We start from the raw sequence: 12,239 nt of genomic DNA, 5'->3' as shown, positions 1-12,239 counted from the left end.
TACAACCTCCGCAGTTATGTCATGGGTAAAATCCGCCGCGGTCCGCGGAACGGCTAGGTTCCGTCCATTTCGCAGCATCCCGGCGGGATCCGATCGGCCAGCCATACTTCATTCCCGGCGAAGTAAAAGCTCACGCCCGCCTCCCTCGCTTTTTGCGTATTGATCCGGAGGATGACTAGCTCTCCTCGGCGGCTCCCCGCCAGCGTGGCGAAATGCGTCCCTTCCGACAGATGGACATATTGCCGCGTCATCGGGCGAAGTCCTTCCTGGAGTATGGCCGGGAGCGCCTTCCGGTTCGTTCCGTGGTATAACACGGCGGGAGGCTCGGCCGGAGCGTACTGCACCCGAGTGTGACTGTGGCCGTATCTGGCCCGGATGCGGTCATTCTCGATGATGTAACGCTGCTTATCGGAGTTGCGGACGACCTGCTCCACATCTTCGCGCCGTACCCAGGACCACCGCCGCTGGGCCGTGACCGCCTGGAGAAACGTGTCCATCGCGCACGACCCGTCTTCGGGACTCAGTTGAAGGCCGAATTCCTCCGGGGTATGGCGGAGCATTTTGCTCATCAGCTTGCTGAGCCCTTTCTCCGAATTTGAATCCAGCATCATGTTCACCCCCTTCGTTCTGTTGGTTGTGCTGTGATTGTTCTGTTGGCGGATTCTACCAACCTGTCCTTGATTGCATTATAACTCCCCTGAACCGGAAGGTCATGCGGCGGATCTTTTTGTCGTCCCGCTCCCGCTGCACTTTCGTTCCCCGCCGCAAATAACGGTCTTTTGAGGCGCTATTTCGGCCAAATTCGGCTCCGCGAGCAAAATAGCGGTCAAAAAAGGCCTTATTTCCCTCTCACCGGCCCCAAAATCAGGTTTTGGCCCGTTTTACCCCAAAATAAGCGCCCAAAAGGCCGCTATTTTCCTCCGATTAGCCAAATTCGACAAAATAACGGCGCAAATGACCGCTATTCCTCCGCCCAGCTCCAACAGGAGACAGTGGTCGCCGTATGCACCACCTTCCGTACATTCGCAAAGGCCCCGTCCCGTCCGTTCCGCCATGGCTATGGATTTCTCCCCTACACCTTATATGGTATACTGCCTGTAATATATGAAAAAAGGTGGGTTTACTAGAATGTGGAAAGAGTTTAAAGCCTTTGCCCTGAAGGGCAATGTCCTCGATCTGGCCATCGGGGTCATTATCGGGGGCGCTTTCGGAAAAATCGTAACTTCCCTGGTCAATGACATGCTGATGCCCCTATTCGGGATTTTGATGGGCGGCATCGACTTCAAGGACCTGATCTTTCAATACGGGGAAACGAAATTGTTGTACGGCGCTTTTTTGCAGACCGTCATCGATTTCTTCATTATCTCTTTCTCCATTTTCCTGTTTGTGAAAGGACTCAACAGGTTCAAACGGAAGGAAGAGGCGCCGAAGCCGGAAGCCCCGCCCGAACCGTCCAAGGAGGAAGCGCTGCTCGCGGAAATCCGCGATCTGTTGAAACAGCAAGGGCAAACCGGGGCGTAAGTCCAAACAACGAGCAGGCCGCCAACCAAATGAATCCGGAGGCGCCGGAGCGCCGGCTGGGGATACAGGAAGCCATGAATTATCACCCAGTAGCCAGTACCCAGTACCAGCGCCCAGCTAACGGGAATCCCTCCGATCATCATGAGTGACTCCCCGTCTTGCGGGACAAGTATCCCGGCTAGCGGCACTCCCTCCCGTTAACGAGGTGACTAACCCGTTTTGCGGAGCCATAGTCCCAACTAACGGGATTTCCTCCCGTTAAATTGGGCCTATTGGGCTGCAAAGTCGAATTAGCTGGAAAACCTCCCGCTAATTTAGCCGAAACCAATGTATCTCGGCGGTTGGGCGTAAAATAGATGGAACTTTTCCATCTATTTCGAATCCAACGCCCAAGAGCGGAAAATTAACGGGAGGTTTTCCCGTTAATAATATTCAGAGCGGCACGGATGCCCCAAAAAGAGCCTGAACCCCCTCCCGGCGGTTCAGGCTCTTGTGCATCGTCATTACAGCCGCGGATCGATGGCCTTCTCCTGCGCCACTTCAAACAGCAGGTTGGCGGCGATTTCCTGATACGCCGCGTGCCCGGGGGCGATGTCGGCGAAAGGAACGCCCAGCAGGCTCATCCCGAGCCGGTACTCGTTCAGCGAGGCGCGCAGCTTCTGGCTGATGTTCTTTTGCTTGAGCAGCTTGCGGTACTTGTGCGGGAACCGGTAGTCGTAGCCGTAGATGATGGACAGGTACTCGGGGTTCCGCACCTTCATGTAAGGCACGGTGGCGCCGGTCCACACCTCCGGTTTGATAACGACGCCCTCCATATGCTTCTCCAGCGTCAGTTCGGCGAAGTACCGCTCCGCTTGCTCCAGACTGTCCGGCGCGGACAAGTCCAGCGCCAGCGCTTCGTCCTCCGACAGGAACCCGTACATGTCGGACGTCGTCCAATCCGGCAATTGCTCCCGCCCGTCCTCGTAGACGATTTTGAGCAGGGCAAACGGTTTGTACTCCAGCTCCAGCTCCAACTCCAGCTCCACTTCGCCTTCGCCGTCCGCCGCATACCATTCCAACTGACGCTTATAGGTCTCGTAAGCTTGGACATGTTCTTCCAGCGGGACATAGGTGTCGCGGAGCTCATGAACATGCTTGTAGTTCTGGTACACGCTCGGACCGTATTTGTCGCTCAGGGCGGACTTCGAAACGCGGAACTGGTCCTGCTCAAAGCCGCTCGCTTCATAGTCCTCCAGCAGCTTCCCGAACGCCTGCTCGAAGCCGTTATGCCGCAGAAACGCAAGCTCGGATTCCAGCGCTGCCCCGATCGGCTTAAACTGCCGTTCGATCAGGCCTTCGCCCAGCGCCTTCCACGGCAGGAGCTCCCCGTCCAGCATAAGCATGGCAATCTGACGCTCCTCCATATAGGCGCCGAACTTCCGCAGCAGCTTGCCGAAGATCTCCGACAAGTCCACCTGATTGATCTTGTATCCGTTCCGGCTGACGGCAAAGCAACGCTCCGGCTCCTTATGCAGATACACATTGCATCTCGAGCCCATATATTTGGGCTGCAGTACGACTTGCGTCACGCCGCGGTCCCTGAAATAAGCCAGTCCGCGCTCCAGAGACTCCAGCTCGCCGCTCGCTTCGTCCTTATCGGCCGGCGACATCGTCCCGGAGATAAAGTTGATCTTATGCCGCGAGCAGTAATGCAGCCGGCGGATTTCGTCCTCTTCCAGGTCCGCCACCGACACCTTCCGCTCCCGCTTGAACAGCGTCTTCAGCTCTTCCCCTCCCCCGATGACCGCCTGGGCGGACTTGCGGGACTTCAGGAACGGTTTGTACGAGATGCCGACCGAAGTCAACTGATTCCCGTGAACGCTGCCGGTATCGATATGGATTTTGTTGCGGATGCGGAACGGCTGCTTCGCCGCAATATGTCCGAACACATGGTACGGATGATTGGACACCGCTTCCTCCTCCAGAAAGGCCAGCTGCTCCTCGAGCGGAGCCTCCCGGTCGATCCGGAAATTCCGCTGGTGCCGCGCCGAGTTTGTGTCCAGCTTCCCGATGTATTTTTTCCGGCACGGCGCATGGGTGACATAAAACGAAGGACCTTGGACCCCGACATACCGGTAAAACGGCTTCGACAGCGACACCAGTTGCCGGAATTTCTCCAGAAGTTCCGCATCGCTGCGCAATACCTCAATCGAGTCGAAATACGAGCGGACCAGTTCATGATCGGCGCCCTGAATTTCCCCGTTCAAATATTTGCCCACAAAATTTTCATGGTTGCCGAGCACAAAGTAGAAATACTCCCGGTTTTCGTAAAGGAATTCGATGATCTCCTTCGTTTGCCGGCCTTTGTCGATCCAGTCCCCCACCAGGACGATCTTCGTCCGCCGCAATCGCTCGGGCGCCGACAGCCTGCCGTCCTCCAGCCCGAAGCCGTGGTCGCGCAGCAGCCCCTGCAAATCGCCTACACATTCATGGACGTCGCCGATGATAATATACTGCTGATCCTGCGGGAGAACGCCGCCCAGATAATCCTCCAGATTTTCAATGACGACGCGGTATTCCGGATTCGCCTTCCCTTCCTCGGACCGGTAAAAATCCTTAGCCCGCACCTTATGAATTTTGTCGTACCCTTCGCGGGCCAGCGAGCCCAGGACCTCTTTTTTCAGCCGGTTGATATGGTTGGTGATGAGCTTCTTCGAGCGCTCCGAGGCGTAGTAATCGTCCCGCTTCCGGTAATCGAACACGATCGCTTCCAGATTGTAATTGTTCCGATAGGCGATATCCTTCACTTTGGCCCGGAAATCCTCGGACAACCCGGTGGTATCGACCACCACGAACTCCGCGTTGACCGGAAAAGAAGTCGCCATTTTCAACCGCTCGAACAGAAGATGAAACGCCTGCTCGCTGGCCTCCAGCATCACCTGGTCGTACTTGTCGTAATCATGGCCGAGCACCTCCTGGCGAATCTGGTCGGAGGACAGATATTGCACGTTGGCCTTGATGTTTTTGTCCCGATCTTCAAACCGCAGCCCCGGAACCAACACTTCCTTGGCGAACGTGGTTTTGCCGCATTCGGTAGAGCCGATCAGCATAAAAACCGTATGAACCTTCGTCCGGATCTCCATGGATCAGGCCCCCTCTCTCTTCAAAATAACCCCTTGGGTCGTGGTGATCCCGTCGACCTCGTCGCCGATGGCCACAAATTCATACTGCAAGTTCGCGAAGCGCTTCAACAGATCGCCGATCCAGGCCTGGAACGAAGCTCCGCCCAGCTCCCATTTGTGATCGTCGTGCCGGAAACCCTCCAACTCATAATAGCGGTTAAAGTCGGCATTCGGCGTCGTGATGATCAACCGGTCGAAATCCACCTGCCCGCAGATTTGCCGGATCAGTCGCTCCGCTTCCTCCTGGCTCATATGCTCGATGACCTCGGTCAAAATCACATCGACCCGTTCCCCGTTGTAGCTCTCCAGAAAAAGATCGATCGAAGCGAACGTGATGATATTGTCCAGCTCTTTTCGCGCGGCCTTCCGCTGGACTTGCTCCAACAGCTCCTCGTTGATATCGACCGCGTAATAGCTGCCTTCGATTTTTCCGGCAAAAGGAATCGCGTAGAATCCTTCCCCGCAGCCCACGTCGAGAATCGACTTGTCAAAAGCGAGCGCGCTTCCGATGTAGTTCCGCCGCTGCAGCGCCGTGCCGCCAAAAGCAAAGCGAATGCTGTAGCGGTCCGTCTTCTCGAGCTCCGCCTTGTATTTTTTGAACCGGTCCCGGGAAGCCAGAAAATTCCGTACGAACAAGCTCCGAATGTAAAACGGCGCGTCGATCACATGGAGGCTCTTGATGTATTTGTCCAGAATGCTGTCCGAAATATCCACGTGCTCATTGCCGAACATCGACAGGAACAAGCACAATACGCTCACCGCGTGAAGGAGCTGGTACAGGCTTTTGTGCGTCCTAACGGTCAGGGCATAGCTTTTGTGCGCCCGGTGGGTGATTTCGAATGAGAAATCCTGCAAGTGCTTCTTGAAAAAATCGATATACGGCAACCGTTCGATATGAATCATATTGATGAAAAAGGTATGCTCATACCCCTCCGTATCCTGCTCATGCCGCGCTTTTAACGGAGCGGAAAAGAACTCGCCGATCGCGTTCAACGGAAACAGCGGCGTATTGTATCTCGACACGTTCAGGTACTCGAAAGTCTCCCCCTCATGCTGCTTATACGAAATATCGTTGTCCGCGTCTTTAAAATACACGTTAAAGGTCTGTTCACCGCTATACCAGCCGTACGCCGTCCCTTTGCGAACCGAGCGCAGCTGCATACCGGATTGCGGATTTTTCTTGATCAAAAATGAAAACTTCGGATTCGTGGATGTAACCTGTACGATAGCCATAATGAACCTTCTTCCAATGTGAAAATATGTACGCGGTTGCCCGCCTCTACGCCCATACCTCGCGCAAGGCGGAGCGAAAGAGGGCGTCCAACCGCTCGTCTTCGAGCTGCAACGGTTCTGTCCTGAATTGGGCGGCCGCCTCCTCGAAGTAATCCAAGCGCTCCTCCAAATATTCGTGGATGGCGGTCAACTTAGGCTCCAGATCAAGCTCTTCCCCGGCTTTTTTGCGAGCAAGCAGGCGTTGAACCGCATCCATCAGTGCGCTTTCCGGCGGGATCAAGTCCTCCACCAGTTTATCGAACTCCACCGGAGGCATCGTATTGTGCTTCTCGATCCAGCCGCAGGCGAGCACCGGCCGCAGTACGTAGAAATACTTCTTGATCTTCACCCGTTCCCCTTGCAGGTATCCCCGGAAATTCCCCTTCGCCATGTTGAGATAATGGTATATGCATGATTTTGGCGAAAACGTCAGCGGGGATATGCGGCGGATCTGCTCCGCCACGGAATACTTCTCCAAATATTGTATCGGAGAATACAGCCATTCCAATAAGGGCGGGTTCGATTTGCGGAATAGCTGCAAGGCCTTCTTCAAGTCCCAACCGTTGATGTCCAGTTGATCGCTGATCGGCCGCTCGATCACATCCCGTCCCTCAAAAATGGATAGATACCAGTCCAGAGGCCGGATATAAAGAAACCGGACATCGTAGTCGCTGTCCCGCGAAGGGAAGCCCCAAGCGCGGCTTCCCGACTCGCAGGCGTACAGAATACGAACCCCTTCCTGCTCTTCAATGCGCCGAAGCTCGTTCAGGATGACGGGGCGGAATTCGGACGATTCCTGGGTCATAGGGGATCACTCCTTCTTGTCGAGGTCCATGGCATCCACTTGCTTCGTCATGGACGCGTAGCCTTGCAGCGTCTGGGCAATGTAGGACAGGACCGTGTCGCTCCAACCGTAGATGTAAAAGGTGTTGCGGTCCATTTCCGGCACCATCGCGTACCGGTAAGGAGCGATGTCCACGATGAACGCCTTGACTTCCGGGTTGATGGCGGCACGGTACTGGGCCAGCTCCCGGTAGAACGGGCTGCCGGTGTTTTGATGCTCATCCGTAATGATAATGATCTGGTCCACCCGCTTGCGCTCCAGGAGCAGCTTGCGCACGGGGGCACCGGTATCGGTCCCGCCGCCGGCGCGGATATGCTGCGCCTGGCCGAGAATGCTGTCGCGCTTCGAAGGTCTCGCGTCGCGGACCTCGTGGTTGAACAGCCAGAACAGCGAGTTCCCCTGCGTCTTCTTATACAGGGCCAGGGCAAATACCGAACCGGTCTCCAGGTATTGTCCCTCCATCGAGCCGGAGATGTCCAGGAAAATCGCCGTGTCCTCACCCAAATCCGGCAGGTTGCCGAAAGTCAGGTCCACCGCGTCCCGCATCGCGTCGCGCAGATCGGGATGCTCGACCTGACGGAACGCCGTCGCGAACCGGAACGGCAGGATGCGCGCCTTGCGCAGCGCCTCCTCATCGTTGAACCGCGCGATGACGTAGTCCAGGTTCCGCTTGTCGTCGAGGACGCCCGCCCGCTGCAGGGCGTTCAGGTGGCGGAGCAGCGCAAAGGTCGGCATCTGGTACAGCAACGCCTCCCACACGGCCTTGGTCGGCTGAATCGCGCCGGTGACCGTCTCGTACGGAAGCTTGCCGCGGCCGATCCACTCGATTTGCTCGCTTTCGCTCGCGGCGCGCTTCAGCCGCTCCAGCGCCGCCACCTGCGGCAGCAGCTCGAGGTCGGCCTCCCAGCCGCGCAGGTACCGGAACAGCGCCTGCTGCTTCAAGTCCGCCGGCTTCGGATGGGCCGTGGCGATCACGTCACCCAGGCTGTAGCCGCGGCCGCGGCCGTTGTATTTGACGGCCCAGTATTCGCTGACGCCGGCCAGGAAGTGGTTCACCTGGCGCTTGACCGCACGGCCGCCCTCGCCCCGACCCTGACCCTTCAGAATGGTCAGGAAGTCGAACAGGTCGGAAGGAATCCGCACGACCTGCGGGAACACCTTGGCGAACAAATCCGGCCGGTAGGCCGAGAGCACCGCCAAGCCGAAGATCGGCTGCAGGCGCATCAGGCCGGTGTTGCGGGCGAACACGAGCGCTTTTGCCATAAACGTCGGGTTGGCCGCCGCCATTTCATGGTGGAGCTGCTCGGCATCGCTCAGGAGTTCTTTTTGATCGGCATAAAACGTATTGCTCATCGTATTGGTCAGCAAAGTCTGCAGGTACTGTTCCTCCGCAGACCGCGTATAAGCGGGATAATGATCTTTGTTGCGAGTGGTCGGTCTGAACGGACCGAACAATTTTTGGGCGAAACTCATTTTAAATAACCTCCTATATCCGTGTGTGAGTGCAATGACGCCCAACGGAATATTTAGATAACACCGGTGAGGAAAAAGAGGGGCGGGTTCGGTGCAGGAGTCGAACCTGCCGTAAAGCCCGGTAATTCCATAAGTGCGCTTGGATGGCGAAGTAACCCGCCCCGGCGCCTCACCGGTATTATTTAGATGTGCTGGGAACGGGTGCGCGAGGAAGAAAGCTTGTTGAGAAGGCTGCTGTGCCCTCCGGCACGATCATTACTAATCCCTAATTAGTCGAAGTAACCCTCTCAGGCGCCTCGCGCGCGTTCCTGCATTTGATGCAACTCATCTTCGAGGAAAAAGGCGGACAGGTCACATAAACTGCTCTACCTCTGAGCTATTCCGCCGTTAGGCGGAAGTTGGATTCGAACCAACGGCCAGTCGCTTAAAAGGCGAAGGATCCCGTCCAGGCGCCTCGAAGATCTCACTCGGCCGTCCCCTTGCGGCGATGACCTTGTGAACCTATCTTCGCTCATTTTTACGCGCGCGAACATGGCAAAAGTATTACGAGGGGAAAATTTAGCCGGTTTTTGAGGGGGATGGTGACGAGCCGATCGATCCGAGCCGCCAATTCCCCGGTCCGCCCGGCCGCCCGCCACAATAGCGGCATTTTGGGCCGCTATTTCGGCCCGATTTGCGTTTTCGGGAAAAATAGCGGCCAGAAAGGGCCTTATTTCTCTGGTGCGAGCCCAAAATCCGGTTTTTGCCCGACTTTCTCTAAAATAAGGCCCCAAAAGACCGCTATTTCACGCCAAAGAGCCAAATTCGACAAAATCGCGCCGCAAAAGGCTCTTATTCACTTATCCCCCTGCCCGGTTTCAGAGGAAGGCTGTTACAGGCGTTAGCCCTCTCGGGTTAATTACAACTCCAATGAGGTGCCGACCGCTGACCAAGGTTCCTCCCCGTCCCGTCCGCGGCAACCGGCCCCTTTTGGGACAAAACGGGTATAGCCATCTTTTCGGGCCTGCGCCTCAAGGACCCTATGGTATCATGTTCATAACGTTAATTTTTAGGGAAGGAAATCATTATAAAGCATGAATATTTCATCCTCTGTAACATCCAAGCAATTAATGGAGCTGCTATTAAACGTAGCCGTCGTCCGCCCGGTGTTTATCTGGGGGCCGCCGGGCGTGGGAAAATCCTCGCTGGTTCAGCGGTTTGCCGATCTGGTCGGCTTGCCTTGCGTCTCGCTGCTCGGCAGCCAGCTGGCACCGGAAGACCTCATCGGGGTGCCGCAAATCGTCGGCGGGGTGAGCCGGTTTTGCCCGCCGAGCATGATCGCCCGAAACGAGCCGTACTGCCTGTTTCTGGATGAGTTGAACGCCTGCACGCACGAGGTACAGAAAGCTTTTTACAGCTTGATTCTGGAAAAACGCGTCGGCGAATACCGTCTGCCGGAAGGCTCGGTCGTCATTGGAGCCGGAAACCGGGCGCAGGACAGCGCGATTGTGAAGCCGATGTCGTCCGCGCTCATGAACCGCATGTTTCATGTGCAGCTTAAGGTTTCCCACCGCGAATGGCTGGAGTGGGCTTACGAGAACGAGCTCCACCCCCTGGTCATTCAATATATCGAGACGCGCCCGGATCATCTGTGGGTTCAGCCGCCGAAGCACGAGGAACCGTTCTCCACGCCAAGATCGTGGCATATGTTAAGCGATGCGCTGAAGGAATACGGGGATCGGCTGCGGCCGGATACCCTGGAAGTGCTTGCTACGGGCTGTCTATCGCCGCATCACGCCGGGCAGCTGAAGGCTTTTTATAAGCAAAGCCATTATAAATACAAGCTGCATGAGATTATCGAAGGCGGAGCGAACTGGCCCCACCAGCCGGAGGACCGGGATGTGCTTTACTTTATGGCCCAGTCTTTCCGGGCTCACCTGATCAAGGAGCTGCCGGAATCCAAGGACGCGCTCGCCGAACATCATAAGAAGCTGGCCCACCGCGCCAAGGCCCTGCTCAAAAATTTAAGCGCGATCAGTCTCGAAATCGCCCAACTGGCCGTGGCCAGGGACGAAGCCGGCGAGAGTCTGCCGGATTGGTTCCTGGTGGAGATCGTTCGGGACTTGCCCAGACTTGTGCAGAAGAAGGAAGCCTGATCGATTATGGGAAAACAAAAACAAAAATCCGGAGAAATGGACCCGGCCACACGGGCTTATGAGGAGGGGCTGCGGCTTATCTCCCGTCACCCGATGTTTGCCCCGCTCGCGTCGCACGCTCATTTTGTGCGCATGGAGGGCAATCTCTGTCCGGATAACGGCTGGGCGGTCACGACAAGCAGCGGGTATATCCATGTTCATCCGAAACGCAGGGCCCTGCCCGAAGAATGGATTTACATTCTGGCCCATGCTCTTCTGCATCTAGGTTTCGGGCATTTCAAGGTAATGGAACGGCAGGACATGTGGAACACGGCCTGCGACGCTTTTATCGCCAAGTTTCTATACGATATGCGGCTGGGCAAGCCCCCTGAGGGGATGAACGGGTCGGTAGAGATCCCTTCCGGAAAGGGGGCCGAAGAAGATCTCTATCGCAGCTTCATCGACCAGGGGCTTCCCCCTTCCTTTCATAACTTGGGCACGGCTGGGCCCGGACACCAGGATATGCTCCTAAGCTCAAGGGCTTCCGACCGCTCTTACTGGGGTAACAAGAACGTCAACTGGCAGGATTTGCTGGGCAAAGGGCTCGCCATGGCCGTGACGAGCGCGGTCAACGTATCGGCGGGATATGAAGCTTACCTCGGCGCAAACCGCGATATTTTAACGCCCGCAATGAAAGCCCGTAACTGGTTTGTCAGCAGTTACCCGCTGATGGGCGCGATGGCGGCGGACTTCCGGATCATTGAGGATCCTCTGCTCTGCACCCGCCTGTCGATTTCGGTGGCCGCCGTCGATGCCGAGGCCAAGGAAATCTACGTCAACCCTGCAGCCGGGCTGGACGAGCAGGAATGCCGTTTTGTGCTCGCCCACGAATTTCTGCACGTCGGACTACGGCACCATGCCCGCGCGGAAGGGCGTGACCCCTATCTGTGGAATGTCGCCTGCGACTATGTCATCAACGGGTGGCTTATGGAAATGGGGTTGGGCGCCTTTCCGCGGGTGGGAGGCCTGCATGACCCGGAGCTTAAAGGACTGTCGGCGGAATCCGTTTACGACCGGATCGTCACGGACATGCGGCTGTACCGGAAAGTCGCGACTTTTCGCGGCGTCGGAACGGGCGATATTCTGGAGCCGAAGGTCCCCGATTGGTGGGACCGAAAAGACGGGCTGACACTGGATGAATTTTATCGGAGCTGTCTTAGCCAAGGGCTCGATTATCATTTTGACCAAAACCGGGGCTTCCTGCCGGCGGGTCTGATCGAGGAGATCCGGGCCTTGTCCCAGCCCCCGATCCTGTGGGACGTGGAACTGGCGAAGTGGTTCGACAACTACTTTTCCCCGCTGGAAAAAGTCCGGACTTACGCCAGGATCAGCCGCCGGCAAGCGTCCACCCCCGATATTCCCCGCCCCCGCTGGGTGCCGGATGCGGGAGCCGAGGACGGCCGCACCTTCGGGGTGGTTCTGGATACCTCCGGTTCCATGGACACCAAGCTGCTGGGCAAGGCCCTTGGGGCGATCGCCAGCTACAGCATGGCCCGGGATGTGCCGCTCGTCCGGGTCGTGTTTTGCGACGCGGCCGTCTATGATCAAGGATACCTCGCGCCGGAAGCGATTGCGGACCGCGTCTCCGTCAAAGGCAGGGGCGGAACAATCCTGCAGCCGGCCATCGATCTGCTCGAGCATGCCGGGGATTTTCCGAAAAGCGGCCCGTTGTTGATCATCACGGACGGCTACTGCGACCGGGTGAGCATCCGCCGCGAGCACGCTTTCCTGATTCCGAAAGGCCACCATCTTCCCTTCGTGCCCAAGGGCAAAGTTTTCCGAATGGACTGA

The 12,239-nt window shown here is 56.8% G+C and carries 9 protein-coding genes and 1 tRNA gene; 3 read left to right on the top strand and 7 right to left on the bottom strand.

Features of this window, described 5'->3' with window-relative positions; translation table 11 throughout:
- Positions 1 to 53 precede the first annotated feature (53 nt).
- Complete coding sequence (locus FRY98_RS19445; protein ID WP_148455885.1) at positions 54 to 608, bottom strand: RNA 2'-phosphotransferase; 555 nt, start codon at positions 606 to 608, stop codon at positions 54 to 56.
- Positions 609 to 881: 273 nt separating this feature from the next.
- Complete coding sequence (locus FRY98_RS28495) at positions 882 to 1,055, bottom strand: hypothetical protein (protein WP_170287137.1); 174 nt, start codon at positions 1,053 to 1,055, stop codon at positions 882 to 884.
- A gap of 73 nt (positions 1,056 to 1,128) precedes the next feature.
- Between FRY98_RS28495 and mscL the strand changes: the two genes are divergently transcribed.
- Complete coding sequence (mscL, locus tag FRY98_RS19440) at positions 1,129 to 1,521, top strand: large conductance mechanosensitive channel protein MscL (RefSeq protein WP_148455062.1); 393 nt, start codon at positions 1,129 to 1,131, stop codon at positions 1,519 to 1,521.
- A gap of 503 nt (positions 1,522 to 2,024) precedes the next feature.
- On the opposite strand, the gene FRY98_RS19435 is transcribed toward mscL, so the two are convergent.
- The 5 genes from FRY98_RS19435 to FRY98_RS19415 form a co-directional block, all read right to left on the bottom strand.
- Positions 2,025 to 4,646: a metallophosphoesterase gene (locus tag FRY98_RS19435; RefSeq protein ID WP_148455060.1), complete on the bottom strand. Its 2,622-nt coding sequence runs from the start codon at positions 4,644 to 4,646 to the stop codon at positions 2,025 to 2,027.
- Positions 4,647 to 4,649: 3 nt separating this feature from the next.
- The gene (locus tag FRY98_RS19430) at positions 4,650 to 5,918 is read right to left on the bottom strand and encodes a class I SAM-dependent methyltransferase (protein WP_148455058.1); all 1,269 of its coding nucleotides are present in this window, start codon (positions 5,916 to 5,918) and stop codon (positions 4,650 to 4,652) included.
- 46 nt (positions 5,919 to 5,964) lie between these two features.
- Positions 5,965 to 6,762, bottom strand: coding sequence for a nucleotidyltransferase domain-containing protein (locus FRY98_RS19425; RefSeq protein WP_148455056.1), 798 nt, complete (start codon positions 6,760 to 6,762; stop codon positions 5,965 to 5,967).
- A 6-nt stretch (positions 6,763 to 6,768) separates the two neighbouring features.
- Positions 6,769 to 8,274, bottom strand: a complete 1,506-nt coding sequence (locus FRY98_RS19420; protein WP_148455054.1) for a TROVE domain-containing protein — start codon at positions 8,272 to 8,274, stop codon at positions 6,769 to 6,771.
- 389 nt (positions 8,275 to 8,663) lie between these two features.
- Positions 8,664 to 8,747: transfer RNA gene (locus FRY98_RS19415), tRNA-Lys, on the bottom strand.
- Between the two features lie 600 nt (positions 8,748 to 9,347).
- Between FRY98_RS19415 and FRY98_RS19410 the strand changes: the two genes are divergently transcribed.
- Positions 9,348 to 10,409, top strand: coding sequence for an AAA family ATPase (locus FRY98_RS19410; protein WP_148455052.1), 1,062 nt, complete (start codon positions 9,348 to 9,350; stop codon positions 10,407 to 10,409).
- Positions 10,410 to 10,415: 6 nt separating this feature from the next.
- Complete coding sequence (locus FRY98_RS19405) at positions 10,416 to 12,239, top strand: vWA domain-containing protein (protein ID WP_148455050.1); 1,824 nt, start codon at positions 10,416 to 10,418, stop codon at positions 12,237 to 12,239.

The sequence above is a fragment of the Paenibacillus faecis genome, assembly GCF_008084145.1.
In the GTDB taxonomy this organism is placed as follows: domain Bacteria; phylum Bacillota; class Bacilli; order Paenibacillales; family Paenibacillaceae; genus Fontibacillus; species Fontibacillus faecis.
This window is presented reverse-complemented; position numbering and strand designations above follow the sequence as displayed.

Excerpts from the sequence above, each read along its gene's own strand:
- FRY98_RS19445 (WP_148455885.1), bottom strand. The coding sequence starts at position 608 with ATGCTGGATTCAAATTCGGAGAAAGGGCTCAGCAAGCTGATGAGCAAA.
- FRY98_RS28495 (WP_170287137.1), bottom strand. The coding sequence starts at position 1,055 with ATGGCGGAACGGACGGGACGGGGCCTTTGCGAATGTACGGAAGGTGGT.
- mscL (WP_148455062.1), top strand. The coding sequence starts at position 1,129 with ATGTGGAAAGAGTTTAAAGCCTTTGCCCTGAAGGGCAATGTCCTCGAT.
- FRY98_RS19435 (WP_148455060.1), bottom strand. The coding sequence starts at position 4,646 with ATGGAGATCCGGACGAAGGTTCATACGGTTTTTATGCTGATCGGCTCT.
- FRY98_RS19430 (WP_148455058.1), bottom strand. The coding sequence starts at position 5,918 with ATGGCTATCGTACAGGTTACATCCACGAATCCGAAGTTTTCATTTTTG.
- FRY98_RS19425 (WP_148455056.1), bottom strand. The coding sequence starts at position 6,762 with ATGACCCAGGAATCGTCCGAATTCCGCCCCGTCATCCTGAACGAGCTT.
- FRY98_RS19420 (WP_148455054.1), bottom strand. The coding sequence starts at position 8,274 with ATGAGTTTCGCCCAAAAATTGTTCGGTCCGTTCAGACCGACCACTCGC.
- FRY98_RS19410 (WP_148455052.1), top strand. The coding sequence starts at position 9,348 with ATGAATATTTCATCCTCTGTAACATCCAAGCAATTAATGGAGCTGCTA.
- FRY98_RS19405 (WP_148455050.1), top strand. The coding sequence starts at position 10,416 with ATGGGAAAACAAAAACAAAAATCCGGAGAAATGGACCCGGCCACACGG.